Here is a 16,328-nt window from a genome sequence, read left to right as displayed (position 1 = left end):
GGCCCGCTCGACGCAGCGTCGATTGTCCCTGCCCCCGGCGGGGCGTCATGCTTCCCGGGTGGCCCAGACATCTTCCCGTACGACCGCCTTGTCCCGCCGTTCCCTGCTGCGCGCCCTCGGCGGCACCGCCGCGCTCGGCGCCCTGGCCGGCTGCGGGGTACCCGCCGCCTACGTCGAGCCCGGCGACCGCGCCGTCGCCGACGAGTCCGCGGCCGACAAGAAGCTGACCTGGGCGAACTGGCCGCTGTACATCGACACGGACGACGACGACCCCAACAAGCGGCCCACGCTGGACGCGTTCGAGCAGCGCACCGGGATCTCCGTCGACTACGTGGAGGAGATCAACGACAACGACGAGTTCTTCGGCAAGATCAGCCCCTCGCTGATGAACCACCAGTCCACCGGCCGCGACCTGATCGTCATCAGCGACTGGATGTGCGCCCGGTACGTCCGGCTGGGCTGGGTCCAGGAGATGGACCGCGCCCACCAGCCGAACGTGACGAAGTACCTCGACCCGCTGCTGCGCTCGCCCGCCTTCGACCCGGGACGCCGGTTCACCGTGCCGTGGCAGTCCGGCATCACCGGCATCGCCTACAACCGCCGCAAGCTGGGCCGTGACATCCGGCACGTGAAGGACCTCTGGGCGAAGGACCTCAAGGGCCGGGTGACCCTGCTGTCCGGTCTGGACGAGGCGTTCGCGCTGCTCATGCAGGGCAACGGCGTGGACATCACCCGCTGGACCGCGGAAGACTTCCACCAGGTCTGCGACCAGGTCGAGCGGGAGGTCCACCGGGGCCAGATCCGCCGCTTCACCGGCAACGACTACACCAAGGACCTGGTCAGCGGGGACGTCCTCGCCTGCCAGGCGTACTCCGGCGACGTCATCCAGCTCCAGGCGGACAACCCCGACATCCGCTTCGTCGTCCCCGAGGAGGGCGCCGAGATGTGGGCGGAGTCCCTGATGATCCCCAACCGGGCCCGCCACAAGGCCAGCGCCGAGCGCCTGATCGACTACTACTACGACCCCGAGGTCGCCGCGCGGCTCGCCGCCTGGGTGAACTACGTCTGCCCGGTCCCGGCGGCCCGCGAGGTCCTGGCCGCCGCCAAGGACGAGGACACCGCGGCCCTCGCCGACAACCCCCTGATCTTCCCGAACTCGGACATGCGCCGACGTCTGGCCATAGCCCGGGACATCAGACCCACGGAACGAACGGAGTTCGCCCAGCGCTGGAACAAGATCGTGGGCCTTTAGGGTCTGCCTCAGGACGCGAACTCGGTGCGAAACGAGTGGGCTGCTCGAAGAGGAGTGCGGCGGCCGAAGTCGGCTGATACAACTGCTCCGGTCCGTTCATGAGTGTGCCGCCATCAGGCCATTACTCGACCCTCACCGCGACGAGGCCGGGGTCCGGCAGTTCCGTCGGAGCGGCATCGCCGTACCACGAGAATTCGAGGGCCGAGAGCTTTCCGCCGCTCACCCAGACGAGCAGTTCTCCGACGAGCTCTCCTGAGCCGTCCGTGACCGTGCCGGTGGCCGGGATGATGCCGTCCGCGATCCGTGCTTCCGGGACATCGGCCGGCACTTCCAGGTCGACACTCGGAGACTCGGCCCCCCAGTGGCCGATGACACGGGCCGCAGCAAGCTGACTCCTCAACTCCTTCGCGCCTGGGAATTCCGACGCGAGCAGCTTGGCGACGACGTGCCGTTCGAGGAGGGACAGAGGTCTGCCGGTGAAGCGATCCGTCACGGTGCACCTCCCGGGAACTTGTCTTTGACGAAGGCGGTTCCGACGCCGGGTATCCCGTTGACCCCGGCGCTCCAAGGCCTTGCCGAGGGCCTCCTGCGCGTTGCTGTCGGGCCAGGGTCGCACGCGACGCTGCCGTCAGTGACTGGACGCCGGCGGTCCGCCGCGCCCCGGCTCCAGCGCAGAGACCACGTGGTTCGCCTTCGGACGCCCCGTCGTCAGCCCCGTGTGTCTGGTACGAGAGGGCGGAACGCCGTGAGGACGGTTTCCCAGTCGGATGCGACCGGGTCTTCCTGAGGGAGAGAGCGCCCCAGCTCTTCGGCCGGACGCAGCACAGCGGAGGCAAGCTCTGGAACGGTCGTCCGGGCGATGACGCCGTTCTTGCCGGCGACCGACAGGCCGTCCTTGTTTCGTCTCACCACGAGGTTGAACGACGTGTCGGCGCCGATGTAGCTGAGCACGCGAGCGTCGCCCTGGAGGAATTCGCGCAGGCTGTCAAGCAATTGGACGACCGAGAGGTAGATCATCATTCCCTGGTCGGGGACGTGGCCGGATGAGTTGGCTGTGCCGAGGGCGCCGGTGACGAGCATGTCGCCCATGTCGAAACCGCTGGGGGCGCCCTGGTCGGGCCGTACGGTGAACTGGAACGTGATCACCATTGTGTGAAGGGCTCTCGTGTCGCGATGTCCGGGCAGGCCCGGTCGAGTGCCTGCCGGAAGTCATGGGCCAGTGCGGCCAGCATGCCCTCGACGGCCGTGAGGGAGGCTGTTTCCTTCGCCTGGGCGGGGATCCGGTCGGTCCGTGTCGTGCAGGTCATGGTGACCCGTTCGCCGACCGGGTCGAACGTGATGACCCGTTCGACCCCTTGTCCGTAGAAGTCGATCCGCGCTGGCTCCCCGCGGCGGAGGGCCGTCCGTGCTCGCGGGAGTTGCTCGATGACGGACGACAGGTCGTAGGAGACGTCCACCGGCCACGGATTCTGGCCGAACCCCGCCACATCGAAGCGGCAGTCCGTCTCGGCCAGGAGCTCGCAGGCATCCATGACCAGCGATTCGTAGTCCTCGGCGAGGTCCGGGCGGAGTGCCGGCGGGGTGTGGGAGGTGGGCGGGAACACGGTCATGCGGAACTGCACGGAGCTGCTCACTTCCTCACGATCGGCCGGTGCCGGTGCCGGTGCCGGTGCCGGTGCCGGTGCCGCACATCGCGGTGACCGTGTCCTTCACCAGTTCGTCGATCTGCCGGACGTCGCCGCCGCGCGGCAGTTTCCCGTGCAGGGCCAGTGAGGCGAGGCCGTGGACCAGTGGCCACCAGCCGGCCGGCCGGGCCTCCTGGGGTTCCCCGGTTCCGTCGGTGCCGGCCCGGGCGGAGATGACCGCTAAGGTCCGGTCGCCGGCGGCCGTCACCTCCGGGTGGTCGGGGCTGCACGGCCTGCTGAACATGAGCCGGAACAGGGCGGGGTGGTCCAGGGCGTAGTGCACGTAGGCCTGGGCCAGGGACACGACCTCCTGGCCCGCCGCCGCGGGTTCCACCGCGGCGAGCAGGGTTGCGCGCAGCTCGTGGAAACCGTGCACCGCCAGCGCGGCGAGCAGGGCTTCCTTGTCCGGGTAGTGCCGGTACGGCGCATTCGGCGACACGCCCGCCCGGCGGGCGACCGCCCGCAGCGACACCGCGGCCTCGTCGCTCTCCTCCAGCAGGTCCAGGGCCGCCCGCAGGCACTCCGCCCGCAGATCGCCGTGGTGGTAGCGGACTCCGCTCGATGTTGACACTGCACACTCCCGCCTCCTAATGTGCGCAGTGTATACATCGGGCGTCCCGGTGATCCAGCTCCATGGCGGGATTCCGGCCCGTCGCTCTCCGGTGCCACGCTCCCGCCCCCTCCGGTCCGCCCCACGGCGACGTCCGGTCGCGGGGGCCCGCCGGAGCCGTCCGCGGGAGCCCCCCACCCCCCAGCCGTGCGAACGGAGTGTCATGAAGGCCATAACGATCAGCGAACCCGGCGGCCCCGAGGTCCTGCGATGGACCGAGGTCGAGGACCCGGTACCCGCGGCGGGCGAGGTCGTCGTCGACGTCGTCGCGAGCGCGCTGAACCGGGCGGATGTCGCACAGCGGATGGGTCTCTACCCCGTCCCGCCCGGCGCGTCGCCCTATCCGGGTCTCGAGGTCTCCGGCCGCATCAGCGCCCTCGGCCCGGAAGTGACCGGATGGCGGGTGGGGGACGAGGTCTGCGCGCTGCTGACCGGCGGCGGCTACGCCCAGAAAGTCGCCGTCCCCGCAGGCCAGTTGCTCACCGTGCCCAAGGGGATCGGCCTGGTCGAGGCGGCGGCCCTGCCGGAAGCGGTCGCCACGGTGTGGTCCAACCTCGTGATGACCGGACGGCTGACGGCGGGCGAGACCTTCCTCGTGCACGGCGGGGCCGGCGGCATCGGCACCATGGCCGTCCAGATCGCCAAGGCGCTGGGCGCCCGCGTCGTCACCACCGTCGGAGGACCCGAACGAGCGGCGTTCGTCCGGGAGCTGGGTGCCGATCTGACGGTGGACCACCGCACCCAGGACTTCACCGAGTTCGGCCCCTACGACGTGATCCTCGACGTCATCGGCGGTCAGTACCTGGAACGCAACGTCCGGTCCCTGGCCGTCGACGGGCGTCTGGTCGTCATCGGTCTGCAGGACGGTCTTGAGGGTCGACTCGACCTGGCCCAGCTGCTGTTCAAGCGCGTCTCGGTGCACGGCACCACCTTGCGCTCCCGGCCCACGGAGCAGAAGGCCGCCATCGTGGCCGAGGTGCGGAACGAGGTCTGGCCGATGATCGAGAGCGGAGCCGTGCGGCTGGTCGTCGACCGGAGCCTGCCCATGGCCGAGGCCGCCGAGGCCCACCGGCTACTGGAGGCCGGCGGACACACCGGCAAGATCCTGCTGGTCAACGGCTAGAGACGCTCGTCCGGAGCAGGCCGGAGCAGGCCGGAGCAGGCCAGAGCAAACCGGGTCAGGCCCGAGGAGGCCGGGCTTGCGGGACCGGTCCGGCCTGGTCCGGCCGGATCCCGACGGTAGGCCCCAGGGGCGGCTTCCGCCTCGGGCCGGGGAGTGCGACGGTGTGCTCGCGTCAGCGGCGCGGGGGCGGGAACGGGAGCGGGGGCGGGGGCGGCTGCGTGCCCTGGGCCGCGGAGCGGCGGTGGTCGGTGGCCGGATGTCCGTCCGGCAGCGCATCGTCGGCGGTGTCCCGGCGTGGCTCGGCTCGCCGGCCACCGGCGACGGGTACATCGGGGAGGTGCGCGTCGGGGGGCCGAGCGGCGCACCCGGACAGAATCGGAGGGACGCAGTCCATGGACACCATGCTCGCCGGACGTCTCCACGTCGACAGCGGGACGTTCGGGGTCGAAGAGGTCCCGGTGCCCGTCCCCGGACCGGGGGAGGTACTGATCGAGGTCAAGGCCGCCGGGGTGTGCCTGTCCGACGTGCACCTGATCGACGGCACTCTGAAACCGTTCCTGCCCGTCGGGGAGGTCACCCTCGGGCACGAGGTCGCCGGAGTGATCCACACCCTGGGGCCCGGCCTCCTCGGCGACTGGGCCCCGGGCGCGCGCGTGGCCCTGCAGGCCGGCCAGAGCTGCGGACAGTGTGCCAACTGCCGTCGGCGACGCACGCCGTGCCTCAGCGGCCGCACCCGCGGCGTCGACTACGACGGGGGCTGGGCCCGGTACGCGCTCGCCCGGGAGGACACACTCGCCCCGATCCCGGACCACCTGCCCTTCGACCAGGCCGCGATCATCCCGGACGCGGTCTCCACCCCGTACGCCGCCGTCGTGGTGACCGGAGACGTGCGCCCGGCGCAGGCCGTGGGCGTCTGGGGCGCGGGCGGCCTCGGAGCCCACGGCATCCGGCTGGCCCGGCTGGCCGGTGCCGCGCCGGTCATCGCCGTCGACCCGCTGCCCGGTGCCCGCGAGCGCGCCCTCGCCTTCGGCGCCGACCTGGCCCTGGACCCGGCCGAGCCCGGCTTCGCCGAAGCGGTGCTGCGGGCCACGGCGGGCGGTGGCCTGGACGTCGCGTTCGACTTCGCCGGCGTGCCGGCCGTGCGGGAACAGGCCGCGACCGTGCTGGGCAGGGGCGGTGTGCTGGTTCTCGCCGGACTCACCCCGCATCCGCTCACGGTCACCGAGGGCACGCGGTTCAGCTGGAACCGCAACCAGATCCGTGGACACTACGGCTCCGCGCCCGAACACGTCGAGCAGTTGATCCGGCTCGCCTCCGCCGGCCGCCTCGACCTGGCTCCCTCCATCAGCGACCACATTCCGCTGGCCGACGCCGCGGAGGCGGTTGAGCGGCTGGAGAAGAAGGTCGGCGACCCGATCCGCCTGATCCTCGTCCCCTGAGGGGCCCGGTGGCACGGGGCAGCGCACAGGTCGAGGCCTTGACCCGCCTCGGCTTCGCCTTCGGTGGCGTCCGTGTTCCCACCCGCACCCCCCGCGGCTCTCGTCGCCGTCCGCGGGTGGCCCCCGTGGGGCGTCCCCGCCCTCGGCGTCCACCGGCCCGTCCCCTGAGCAGCGGACGGGCCGGTGCCTCATCCTGGTGGGCAGCGGACGGGCCAGGGCTCACTCCTTCGACGGTGACCGCACACAGGCAGCCGTCGAGGTGAGGCTCCGGCCCGCCCCGCGCGCCCGGCGGGACGCTCCCCGGGCAGGCGGGGCAGGGGCCGTGGGCCCTCAGGCCGCACGCCGGGTGGTTCAGGCGGGCTCTTCGGGGTCGGCGGCGCCGATCACCACCAGGATCTGGTCCGCGGAGACTATCTCGGACAGGGAGCAGCGGATCTCCTCCACCACGCCCGCCGCGGGGGCGAGCACCCGGTTCTCCATCTTCATCGCCTCGACGATCGCCACCGTGTCGCCCTGCCGGACGGAGTCGCCCACGGACACGGGCAGCTGGACCACCGTACCGGGCATGGGCGAGGTGACCGCGTCGGTGCCGGCCGTGCTGTCGTCCTCACCGGCGACGGCGAGCGTCAGGGTGAGCCGGCGGCCGTCCACCACCAGTTCACAGCCGTCGCCCCGGCGCAGTCCCGCCCACCGCGCCTCACCGGCCGTGCCGCGCACCAGCGCACCGTCCGGCGCGCAGGTGACGCCGTACCGCTCGCCGGCCACGGCCACCGTGAGCGCGCCGGCCCGCCGGGAGAGCAGCGCCGCCTCCAGCGGACGGCTGCCGACGCGGCAGGCGACACGGCCCAACGGCGCCTCGGGGTCCAGCAGTTCACGGTCCAGGGCGCCGAGGGACCCGCTCCACGGCGACTCGGCCGTGGTTCCGGCGGGCCGGGCGGGCAGGGCCATCGCCGCCGCGCACGCCGCGGCCACCGGTTCCAGGTCGCGGGGACGTTCCGCGGCCCGGGCGGTGAACTCGTCGACCAGGTGGGTGTCGATCAGTCCGGCGGCCACCCGGGTGTCGCCCAGCAGATCGGCGAGGAAACCCAGGTTGGTGGTGAGGCCGAGGACGGCGGTGTCCCGTATCGCGTGCCGCAGCCGGGTGAGGGCCGCCGGGCGGCCCGGGCCGTGCGCGACGAGCTTGGCGATCATCGGGTCGTAGAAGACCGGGACGTCACCGCTGGTGTCGAAGGCCGCGTCCACCCGGAGACCGGTGGGCCACCGGGCGTCCAGGACCCGGCCGGGGGCGGGACGGAAGTCCGCGTCGGGATCCTCGGCGTACACGCGAACCTCGACGGCGTGGCCGGAGGCGGTGATCTCCTCCTGCGACAGCGGGAGTTCCTCGCCCGCCGCGACCCGCAGCTGCCACTCGACCAGGTCCAGGCCGGTGATGGCCTCGGTGACCGGATGCTCCACCTGCAGACGGGTGTTGACCTCCAGGAAGAAGAACTCCCCGTTGCCGTCCAGGATGAACTCGAAGGTGCCCGCGTTGACGTAGCCGATGGCCCGCGCGCCGCGCACGGCCGCCTCCAGCAGGGCCTCCCGCACCTTCGCCGGCAGGTTGACGGCCGGCGCCTCCTCGACGATCTTCTGGTGCCGGCGTTGCAGCGAGCACTCCCGTTCGAAGAGGTGCAGCACGGTGCCGTGGGTGTCACCGAAGACCTGGACCTCGATGTGCCGGGGGCGGCGCAGATAGCGCTCGACCAGCAGGCGCCCGTCACCGAAGTTCGCGCGGGCCAGCCGGACCGCGGCCTCGACGGCGGGCGCGAGGTCGTCCTCGCGCTCGATGACCCGCATGCCCTTGCCGCCGCCGCCGGCGACCGGCTTGAGGATGACCGGATAGCCGATGCGGGCCGCGTGCGCCCGGATCTCGTCCGCCGACTCGGTGGCGTCCGCCGAGCCCGGCAGCACCGGTACGCCCGCCGCGGCCATCAGCCGCTTCGCGGTGGCCTTGTCGCCCATGGCCGCGATGGTGTCCGCGCCGGGCCCGACGAAGACCAGGCCCGCCTCGGCCACCGCCGCCGCGAACTCCGGATTCTCCGAGAGGAATCCGTACCCCGGGTGCACCGCGTCGCAGCCGGTGCGCAGGGCCGCGTCGACCAGACCGTCGACGCGCAGATAGCTGTCGGCCGCGGGGGAGGGGCCGAGCAGGACCTGCTCGAACGCGCCCTCCAGGTGGTCGGCGGCACCGTCCGCCTCGGAGTGGACGGCGACGTACTCGATGCCGAGGCGGCGGCAGGTGCGGGCGATACGGCGGGCGATCTCACCCCGGTTGGCGATCAGAAGTCGTTTCACCATGACGGTCCATCACATCCTGAACACGCCGAAGCGCGTCTCTCGTTGCGGTGCTGCCGCGGCCAGGGCGAGGCTCAGCGTCAGCCATTCACGGGTGTCGACGGGGTCGACCAGGGCGTCCACCCACAGCCGGGCGGCGACGTAGAGGGGCTGGCCCTCACGGTCGTAGTTGTCCCGGATCGGCTTCTTGAAGGCCTCTTCCTCTTCCGGGGTCATCTCGCTGCCCTGCCTGGCCAGCTGTTCGTTCTTCATCAGCGCCATGACGGTGGCGGCCTGCTCGCCGCCGACCACGGACGTCCTCGCGTTGGGCCACATGGCCATCAGCTGCGGGCCGATGGAGCGTCCGCACATGGCGAGGTTGCCCGCGCCGTAGCTGCCGCCGATCAGCACGGAGAACTTCGGGACGGCGGCGCAGGACGCGGCGTTCACCATCTTCGCGCCGTGCTTGGCGATACCGCCCGCCTCGTACTCGGCGCCCACCATGAACCCGTTGATGTTGTGCAGGAAGAGCAGCGGGATACCGCGCTGCGAGCACAGCTCGATGAAGTTCGCGGACTTCTGGGCGCTCTCGGAGAACAGCACGCCGTCGTTGATCAGCACGCCCACCGGATAGCCGCCGATCCGGCCGGTGCCGCACACGATCGTCGGCCCGAACCGGGCGCGGTACTCGGTGAACTCGCTGCCGTCCAGCAGCCGGGCGAGGATCTCCCGGGCCGGGATCGGCTCACGCGGGTTGGCACTGATGATGCCGGGCAGCTCGGCCGGGTCGTACAGCGGCGGCACCGGTGTCTCGGGCGGCGCGGCCGGGACGTCCCTGCCGTGCCGGGCCGCGATCTCCCGGACCAGGCTGAGCGCGTGCTCGTCGTCGAGGGCGAGGTGGTCGGCGACCCCGCTGGTCGCGGTGTGCAGGTCGGCCCCGCCGAGGGTCTCGGTGTCGACGATCACTCCGGTCGCCGCCCGCACCAGTTGCGGACCGCCCAGGAAGATGGACCCGTTGCCGCGCACGATCACCGTCTCGTCGCACATCGCCGGGATGTACGCGCCGCCGGCGGTGCACGAGCCCATCACGGCCGCGATCTGCGGCAGACCCATGGCGGACATCTCCGCGATGTTGCGGAAGATCCGGCCGAAGTGGTTCTCGTCGGGGAAGATGTCCTCCTGCATCGGCAGGAACACGCCTCCGGAGTCGACCAGATAGATACAGGGCAGCCCGTTCTCGCGGGCGACCTGCTGGGCCCGCAGGTGCTTGCGGACGGTCAGCGGGTAGTACGTCCCGCCCTTCACGGTCGCGTCGTTGGCGAAGACGACCGTGGGCCGGCCCTCCACGATGCCGACGCCGGTGATGATGCCCGCGGACGGTACGGCCTGCTCGTACACCTCGTGCGCGGCGAGCTGGCCGATCTCCAGGAACGGGGTGCCCGGGTCGAGCAGCCGGCTCACCCGCTCGCGGGCGGTGAGCTTGCCGCGCGCGGCGTGCTTGGCCCGCGCCTTGGCGCCGCCGCCGGCCGTGGCCGCCGCGCGCGCCTGCGCGACCCGCTCGCGCAAGGCGTCGTACGCCTCGCTGTTGCGGCGGAACACCTCGCTGGAGGGGCTGATGTTCGAACGCAGAACCGCCATGTCACTTCCCTTCCGTGGCGACGGCCGTGGGTGCCGCCGAGGGGACGGCGATCCGGGTCATGAGCCAGGCGGCGGCGCCCAGTGCGGCGGCCACCGTGGCCCAGGCGAGGTCGGCGTGCAGCAGCGCGGCGCTGGCCGCGGCCACGCCCGCCATCGACTGCTGCAGGAAGCCGCACAGGGAGACGGCGTAGGCGCCGTGCCCCTGCCCGCTGCTGACGGCGGTGGCCATGCTGTTCGGGAACAGCACGGACTGCCCGAACGTGGTCACGCAGTACAGCGCCACGAAGGCCACCAGGGCGCCGCCGTCCGGCAGGCCGGGCACCGACCACAGGACGATCATCAGCACGCCGGCCGCGGTCATCACGACGGACCCGGCGGTCATCAGCCGGCCCGAACCCGTCCTGGAGACCAGCCGGTTGACGGTCATCGCCCCGCCGAAGTAGGCGGCGCCGAGCAACAGCCCGAGACTGCCGTACTGGTCGGTGGCGAGGCCGAAGTGCTGCTGGAAGACGAACGGGCTGACCTCTTGGAGCACCACGATCGTGGCGAACCCGGCGCCGCCCGCCAGGGCCGGCAGCAGGAACGCGCGCTGCCTGCTGATCTCGAGGCAGATCCGCAGCACCTCGGACGGCCGCTGCACGGCACGGCTGGACTCGAACGGCACGGTGAAGGTGAGCAGTACGGCGACCGCGCCGACCGTGGCGAGGACCGCGAACCCGGTCTCCCAGTGGGAGTAGCGGCCGATCAGACCACCGAGGAACTGGCCGCCGCCCATCGCCGTGATGAACGCGATCGACAGCACCGACAGGCGCTTGGCCAGCTCGTCGCCGCTCCACCGGTCCCGTACCAGGATGCGCGCGATGATCGCCGCGCCGCCGGCGCCGATGCCCTGCAGCGCCCGCAGCACCAGCAGCGCCTCGGGGGACCGGGTCAGTGCGATCGCCGCGCTGGTGAGCACGAACAGCGCCAGCGAGGCCAGCAGCGGGCCCCGGCGGCCGTACCGGTCCGCCGCCACGCCCCACAGCACCACCGGAGCCGCGGCACCGATCACGAACACCGAGATGGAAAGCGCCGCATAACTGCGGGACATACCGAAGTCGTCCGCCACGACGGGCAGCGAGGGCAGATAGATCGTGGTGGCCATCTGGGCCATGAAGACCAGCAGACAGGAGAGCGTCATGGTGCGCCGGTTCACCTGAGCCCGGGAATTCCCTTCACCGGCCGTCCTGTTTTCCTCGGCCGTGGAAATCTCAGTCATTCCGGCTCCGCAGTTCATTGACCAGGCGGCCGAAGTGCTCGATGTCCGTCCGCGTCATGTCCGCGCGGAGCATGATGCGCAGTCCGGCCTTTCCGCGGGCGATGACCGGGAAGAAGAGGGCGGAGGTGTAGTACCCCTCGGAAAGGAGGGCGCGGCCGATGCGGACCGTCTTCTCCTCCGAGCCGATGTCGATGAACCGGATGGGCAGTCCGTCGCCGCTCTGCGCGGTGGGCACCAGCGCGTCGAAACGGTCGATGTTCTGCTGCAGCCGCAGCTGGAGTTCCTTCAGCTCGGGCGAACGGTGCAGTTCGGCGGAGGCGGTGATCGCCCCGAGCCCGGCCGTGTTGATCCGCTGCGACCAGGTGAGCGGGCCGCCGTAGCGCAGCGCGAGGTCACGGCGGTGCCGGGAGCCGCGCGGCCCCAGGAAGATCGCGCCGCCGGACGCCCCGAAGCCCTTGTTCAGCGAGGTGATGATCAGGGTGCGGTCGTTGATCTCGCCCATGGTGTCGAGGACGAGCCCGCGCCCCTGGTCACCGCAGGTGGACACTCCGTGCGCCTCGTCGAAGAACAGGAACAGCCCGTACTTCTCCTGCAGCCGCAGCAGTTCGCGCACCGGTGCCCGGCCGCCGGTGCTGTACACCCCGTCGGCGACGTAGGCGACGTTCGGATGGGTGCGGCACAGCTCTTCCAGGGCATCCAGGTCGTTGTGCGCGATGGTCCTGACCTCGGCCTCGTCGGCGACGCTGGGCTTCATCGCGTTCAGGCAGAAGTGCGCGTGCTTGTCGAACACCATGAGCGGCGGCACATCGCCGGTGAAGGCGCCGGAGGCCACCAGGGGCAGTGCGGACCAGGCCGCCGCGGCACAGGAGGCGAGGGTGACCGCCTCCACCCGGAACAGGTCCGAGAGCGCGTCCTCGGCGTCCCGGAGAATCCCGAAGTGCACGCGCATCCGGGAGACCGAGGTGTTCAGCGAGGCGTTCTCCGTGACGGCGTCGGCCGCCGCGCGGATCAGCGCCGGATGGGAGTCCAGACCGAGGTACGAGTACGACGACATGTTGAGGAACTCGTGGCCGTCGGCGCGGGTGGTGTAGCGGCCGGCGCCGAGGTTTCCGGCCACGATTCCGGCCATTCCGGAAGCGGCCGTGACGTTCCAGAAGTCGTTGCTTATCCCGATCGTCTTCTTGATGTTCATGAAGGCATGCAAGGTCGCTCCCGAAGCGCTGCTCAGTCGAGTTCCGAGATTCGCAACCGGTCGTAGCGAATGTCAACGGATGCAACCGGCAATGTTCTGCCGGTCGGGAGGCCTGGCGGGAAATGCGCGGCCGAAAGGGATCGTGCCGGGAAACCGGCAGAAATCTGCCGGTGAAGGCCCGGCGGTGACCTTCCGGGCAAGGGCCCGGTGAAATACCCCCGGTAACGGACCGGCAGAATTCTGCCGGTCGCCGGACCGGAAAAACTTTGCCGGTCGGCGGCTGTTGAAAAGCGCCGCCGCCGTCGGGAAGACTGTGGCCGCCGGCGTTCCCTGGGCTCAGTCGTTCCGCGGGCCGAGGAACGTGAGCCGGAGTCCCGGATAGCCCACGGGCTGCAGCACCTGGGCGACGACGTCGACGGCACGCGGAGCGAAGCGGGGGATGGTCAGACGGAAGGCGTGTCCGTCCCGGTTGGCGATGATGACCGGCCCCTCGTCCCAGATCCGACGGCACTCGGGGTCGGCGAGTGCCGCGCGCAGGATGCCGGTGAGCTCGGGGTGGTCCGGGTACTGGGCCAGGGCGTAGCGCAGCATGGCGAGGTACGCCCGGCCGTGCCGCGGCCAGTCGGCCAGCTGCTCCCGCGCCTCGGGATCGGTCAGCCCCCAGCGGATCAGGTTGGCGCCGGGGAGCCGCACCCACGGGAACCACTCGGCCATCGCCGCGTTGTGCCCGAGTACGTTCCAGGCGTTGTCGGTGAGATAGGCGGGCTGCGCGGGCTGCAGGTCGAGCAGTCGGCGCAGGGGTGTCAGATCGGCGCCGTCACCGGGCGACACGGCGGGGAAGGGCTCGCCGCCGGCGGCGTAGAGGAAGAGGGTGGCCCGTTCGTCGGCGCACAGCCGCAGCGCGTCCGCCAGCGCGGACAGGGTCCGGGCGTCCAGCCGGGGCAGCGTGCCGCGTTCGAGGTCCCGGTACCACCGCTCGCTCATGCCGACCGCGGCGGCGACCTCCGTCTGCGGCAGCGGTCTGCCGAGGCCCAGGGTGCGGCCGGCGCGTGCCCGCCAGGCCCGCAACAGCACCGCGAGCCCCACGGTCCCGTCCGGCAGTTCTGCCGGCCCGATGCGGTCTGTGGAGTTGTCGCGCTGCATGAATCCGGCCCCTGCTCTGACTGCTTCCTCATGCCGTGGCTCGAGTGGGAGCGGTCGGCGCGGGGTTCCGGGCGACGGCTACGCCGGCACTGCCGACCGGCCGGTCACCGTGTGTCAGGTCCCCCGCACAAGGGTAACCCGGTGCGTTCGTGACCCCCCGCGCCGCGGGCCGCGCGAGCGGCGCCGGGCACCCGCCCCCGGCCGGCCGGCCCGCCGCGGGGGCCGGAGCGGGCCGGGTGAACTGCGATGTCGCGGGGTGTCGCGCCGACTGTCAAAAGTTTGTGACATCGGTGCGACGGTCTCCCGCTCCGGCCCGCCTCCGCGCGAGCGGGTGCCGGACCGGGGGGCACTTTTGAACATGTTCAATTCCAGGCGTACGCTCCTGCCATGAGCGACAGAGCCGCCCTGCTCAAGGGCATCCGTGTCTGGCTGGCCCTCTTCGTCGTGTGCCTGGTTCTCAGCGGCGCCACCGCCTTCCCGCTCGTCCACGAACTGCGCTGGACCGAGAGCGGGTTGCGCGCCCTGTCCGTGCCGGAGCACCTGCCCGGGCTGATGACGTGGATCTCCCGGGTGCGGGAGGGGCTGGACACCGTCGACGCCGACTACCCCTTCGTGCTGTACGGCACCGACTGGCTGGCCTTCGCCCACCTCGTCATCGCGGTCGCGTTCTACGGGCCGTACCGCGATCCCGTCCGCAACATCTGGGTCGTCGAGTTCGGGATGATCGCCTGTGCCGGCATCATCCCGCTCGCCCTCCTGTGCGGGCCCGTCCGCGGGATCCCCTTCTGGTGGAGCCTGATCGACATGTCCTTCGGCGTCTTCGGCGTCGTCCCGCTGTACGTCGTACGGAAGAAGATCAAGCGGCTGGAGGCGCTCGGCGCGCCCGCCGTCAGCGGTTGAACGCCGGGAACCCGAACCGCTGGGCGACGGCCTGGCCGTCGCCCTTCGCGTCCGTGGCGTCGACCGAGTAGACCAGGGTCCGGGACAGGTCCCGGGTCGCGGCGATCACCGTGGCGTAGCCCGGCCGCGAGCCGGTCTTGCCCCAGATCACCTTGCCGTCCAGCTCGAAGCGCTCCAGACCCGCGCCGTACGACGCCCCCGGCACGTCGGGCACGGTGAACATCTCCCGCAGCTGCGGCTCGGGCACCACCCGGCCGCGGAACAGTTCCACCAGCAGCCGCTCCAGGTCGGCGGTCGTCGAGATCAGGTCGCCGGCCGCGAACCGGTCGGTCATGTTCCAGTCGGTCACGTCGACCAGCCTGCCGTCCATCCAGTCGTAGCCACGGTTGTGCGGCCCGTGGATCCGGGGGTCCGCGCCGAGGGGGAACGAGCTGTGCCGCATGCCCAGCGGACGGAAGATCCGCACCGCCGCCTGGTGCGCGTACGAGTCGCCGGTCACCTTCTCGATGAGCATGCCGAGCACGGTGTAGTGGATGTTGCCGTAGGTCTGCCGCGTGCCCGGTGTGTACTCCGGGCCCTCGGCGACGGAGGCCGCCACCACCTGGCGGGGCGTCAGCGTCTCGAAGCGGTGCGCGTAGCCCTCCTCGACGGTGTCGCCGAGGGACGCGCCCGGGCGCAGGCCGCTGGTGTAGTTCAGCAGCTGCCGCACGGTGATCGGGGCGAAGTCCTCGGTGAGCAGGCCCGGCATGTAGTGCTGCACGGTGCCGTCGAGGTCGATCCGGCCCTCCGCCGCCAGTTGCAGCACGATCGCCGCGGTGACCACCTTCGTCACCGAACCGGCCCGGAACCGCGCGTTCTCCAGGGCCGGCGCCCCGGTGCGGACGTCCCGCACACCGGCCGTCCCGCGCCAGGTGCCGTCGCCGCCGACGCGGAGCAGCGCGGCGGTCGCGTCGTGGTCGGGGAGCCCGGCGATCGCGGCGGACAGGGCCTCGGTGTCCGGGCCGGCGGTGGAGGTGGCGGAGGCGGGCGGTGCGGGTGTGGCGCTGGTGGCTGCCGGCGCGGGCGTGGCGAACGCGGGGGCGGCCAGCGGGCCGGCGGCCAGCGCGGCGACGAGACCGGTGGCCAGGAGAGCGGATCGGGCGGGACGGCGCATGGCGGGCTCCTCGGGGAGATCGGGCGCGGTTGCGTGATCATCCTCCGGCGGCACGCCGCCGCCGCGGATCCTCACCGAGGAGGGTGTACGACCCTTGCCCGACCCCGATCAACCGTCCTGCACGGCAGGGAAGTTGTCCGGGGTGGCCCCTACGGGAGATCCGGACGCGCCGCCCCCCCCACGGGCACCCGAGGGACGCCGTGGAGGTGACTCAGTGCTCGCGGGTGTAGCGGTCCTGGGCGTCCATGACCTCGTCGCCGTGCTCGAAGGCCCACACCCCGAACGCGTCGATCGGCGCCAGCAACGTCCGCCCCAGCGCCGTGAGTCCGTACTCCACGTGCGGCGGCGAGCCGCCGTACGCCCGGCGGGCCACCAGTCCGTTGAACTCCAGCCGGCGCAGCGTCTCGGTCAGCACCTTCTGGCTGATCCCGCCGATGTCCGCTCGCAGCGCGCCCGGCCGGCGAGGACCCTCCTTGAGGGCCCACAGCACCACCGAGTTCCAGGTGTTGGCGAGCAGGTCGAAGGCCAGGCGGGCCCGGCAGTCGGCGAGGAAGCGCTGGTCATGGCTCACGCACCGAATGGTGCCCCAGCGGCTTCCTAATGTCCTGTCCGTATTCGACGG

15 protein-coding genes are annotated in these 16,328 nt (G+C 71.7%); 4 read left to right on the top strand and 11 right to left on the bottom strand.

Annotated features, from left to right (window positions below):
* Positions 1–58 precede the first annotated feature (58 nt).
* Entirely contained in the window at positions 59–1,252 is a 1,194-nt protein-coding gene (locus tag FHS34_RS27770; RefSeq protein ID WP_184970311.1) for an ABC transporter substrate-binding protein, read from the top strand.
* Between the two features lie 121 nt (positions 1,253–1,373).
* Here FHS34_RS27770 and FHS34_RS27765 read toward each other — a convergent pair whose 3' ends face one another.
* From FHS34_RS27765 to FHS34_RS27750, 4 genes are all read right to left on the bottom strand, one after another.
* A complete protein-coding gene (locus tag FHS34_RS27765) occupies positions 1,374–1,745 on the bottom strand; it encodes a hypothetical protein (protein WP_221509544.1) in 372 nt (123 codons plus the stop codon).
* 215 nt (positions 1,746–1,960) lie between these two features.
* The gene (locus FHS34_RS27760; RefSeq protein WP_184970309.1) at positions 1,961–2,401 is read right to left on the bottom strand and encodes a hypothetical protein; all 441 of its coding nucleotides are present in this window, start codon (positions 2,399–2,401) and stop codon (positions 1,961–1,963) included.
* Complete coding sequence (locus FHS34_RS27755) at positions 2,395–2,886, bottom strand: hypothetical protein (RefSeq protein WP_184970307.1); 492 nt, start codon at positions 2,884–2,886, stop codon at positions 2,395–2,397. The genes FHS34_RS27760 and FHS34_RS27755 overlap by 7 nt, the downstream gene beginning before the upstream one ends.
* Before the next feature lie 4 nt (positions 2,887–2,890).
* The gene (locus tag FHS34_RS27750) at positions 2,891–3,508 is read right to left on the bottom strand and encodes a TetR/AcrR family transcriptional regulator (protein ID WP_184970305.1); all 618 of its coding nucleotides are present in this window, start codon (positions 3,506–3,508) and stop codon (positions 2,891–2,893) included.
* A 202-nt stretch (positions 3,509–3,710) separates the two neighbouring features.
* On the opposite strand from FHS34_RS27750, the gene FHS34_RS27745 reads away from it, so the two are divergent.
* Together FHS34_RS27745 and FHS34_RS27740 are read left to right on the top strand one after the other, a co-directional pair.
* Entirely contained in the window at positions 3,711–4,670 is a 960-nt protein-coding gene (locus FHS34_RS27745) for an NAD(P)H-quinone oxidoreductase (RefSeq protein ID WP_184970303.1), read from the top strand.
* 392 nt (positions 4,671–5,062) lie between these two features.
* Positions 5,063–6,109, top strand: a complete 1,047-nt coding sequence (locus FHS34_RS27740; RefSeq protein WP_184970301.1) for a zinc-binding dehydrogenase — start codon at positions 5,063–5,065, stop codon at positions 6,107–6,109.
* Positions 6,110–6,460: 351 nt separating this feature from the next.
* On the opposite strand, the gene FHS34_RS27735 is transcribed toward FHS34_RS27740, so the two are convergent.
* The 5 genes from FHS34_RS27735 to FHS34_RS27715 form a co-directional block, all read right to left on the bottom strand.
* The gene (locus FHS34_RS27735; protein ID WP_184970299.1) at positions 6,461–8,446 is read right to left on the bottom strand and encodes an ATP-binding protein; all 1,986 of its coding nucleotides are present in this window, start codon (positions 8,444–8,446) and stop codon (positions 6,461–6,463) included.
* Between the two features lie 9 nt (positions 8,447–8,455).
* Entirely contained in the window at positions 8,456–10,060 is a 1,605-nt protein-coding gene (locus tag FHS34_RS27730) for a carboxyl transferase domain-containing protein (protein ID WP_184970297.1), read from the bottom strand.
* A 1-nt stretch (position 10,061) separates the two neighbouring features.
* A complete protein-coding gene (locus FHS34_RS27725; RefSeq protein WP_184970295.1) occupies positions 10,062–11,240 on the bottom strand; it encodes an MFS transporter in 1,179 nt (392 codons plus the stop codon).
* Positions 11,241–11,310: 70 nt separating this feature from the next.
* Positions 11,311–12,510, bottom strand: a complete 1,200-nt coding sequence (locus FHS34_RS27720; protein WP_225817643.1) for an 8-amino-7-oxononanoate synthase family protein — start codon at positions 12,508–12,510, stop codon at positions 11,311–11,313.
* Between the two features lie 336 nt (positions 12,511–12,846).
* A complete protein-coding gene (locus FHS34_RS27715; RefSeq protein WP_184970291.1) occupies positions 12,847–13,653 on the bottom strand; it encodes a helix-turn-helix transcriptional regulator in 807 nt (268 codons plus the stop codon).
* Between the two features lie 387 nt (positions 13,654–14,040).
* Here FHS34_RS27715 and FHS34_RS27710 point away from each other — a divergent pair, with 387 nt between their 5' ends.
* Positions 14,041–14,553, top strand: a complete 513-nt coding sequence (locus tag FHS34_RS27710; RefSeq protein ID WP_184970289.1) for a hypothetical protein — start codon at positions 14,041–14,043, stop codon at positions 14,551–14,553.
* Here the strand turns inward: FHS34_RS27710 and FHS34_RS27705 are convergent.
* Positions 14,543–15,706, bottom strand: coding sequence for a serine hydrolase domain-containing protein (locus FHS34_RS27705; RefSeq protein WP_184970287.1), 1,164 nt, complete (start codon positions 15,704–15,706; stop codon positions 14,543–14,545). The genes FHS34_RS27710 and FHS34_RS27705 overlap by 11 nt on opposite strands.
* A gap of 211 nt (positions 15,707–15,917) precedes the next feature.
* Positions 15,918–16,277 (bottom strand): winged helix-turn-helix transcriptional regulator, encoded by a 360-nt coding sequence (locus FHS34_RS27700; protein WP_184970285.1) that lies wholly within the window; start codon positions 16,275–16,277, stop codon positions 15,918–15,920.
* Between the last annotated feature and the right edge of the window lie 51 nt (positions 16,278–16,328).

It is taken from the genome of Streptomyces echinatus, from assembly GCF_014203595.1.
GTDB lineage: Bacteria > Actinomycetota > Actinomycetes > Streptomycetales > Streptomycetaceae > Streptomyces > Streptomyces echinatus.
This window is presented reverse-complemented; position numbering and strand designations above follow the sequence as displayed.

Coding starts and splice junctions, on each gene's coding strand:
- FHS34_RS27715 (WP_184970291.1), bottom strand. CDS start 13,653: ATGCAGCGCGACAACTCCACAGACCGCATCGGGCCGGCAGAACTGCCG.
- FHS34_RS27710 (WP_184970289.1), top strand. CDS start 14,041: ATGAGCGACAGAGCCGCCCTGCTCAAGGGCATCCGTGTCTGGCTGGCC.
- FHS34_RS27760 (WP_184970309.1), bottom strand. CDS start 2,401: ATGGTGATCACGTTCCAGTTCACCGTACGGCCCGACCAGGGCGCCCCC.
- FHS34_RS27705 (WP_184970287.1), bottom strand. CDS start 15,706: ATGCGCCGTCCCGCCCGATCCGCTCTCCTGGCCACCGGTCTCGTCGCC.
- FHS34_RS27725 (WP_184970295.1), bottom strand. CDS start 11,240: ATGACGCTCTCCTGTCTGCTGGTCTTCATGGCCCAGATGGCCACCACG.
- FHS34_RS27745 (WP_184970303.1), top strand. CDS start 3,711: ATGAAGGCCATAACGATCAGCGAACCCGGCGGCCCCGAGGTCCTGCGA.
- FHS34_RS27720 (WP_225817643.1), bottom strand. CDS start 12,510: ATGAACATCAAGAAGACGATCGGGATAAGCAACGACTTCTGGAACGTC.
- FHS34_RS27740 (WP_184970301.1), top strand. CDS start 5,063: ATGGACACCATGCTCGCCGGACGTCTCCACGTCGACAGCGGGACGTTC.
- FHS34_RS27730 (WP_184970297.1), bottom strand. CDS start 10,060: ATGGCGGTTCTGCGTTCGAACATCAGCCCCTCCAGCGAGGTGTTCCGC.
- FHS34_RS27735 (WP_184970299.1), bottom strand. CDS start 8,446: ATGGTGAAACGACTTCTGATCGCCAACCGGGGTGAGATCGCCCGCCGT.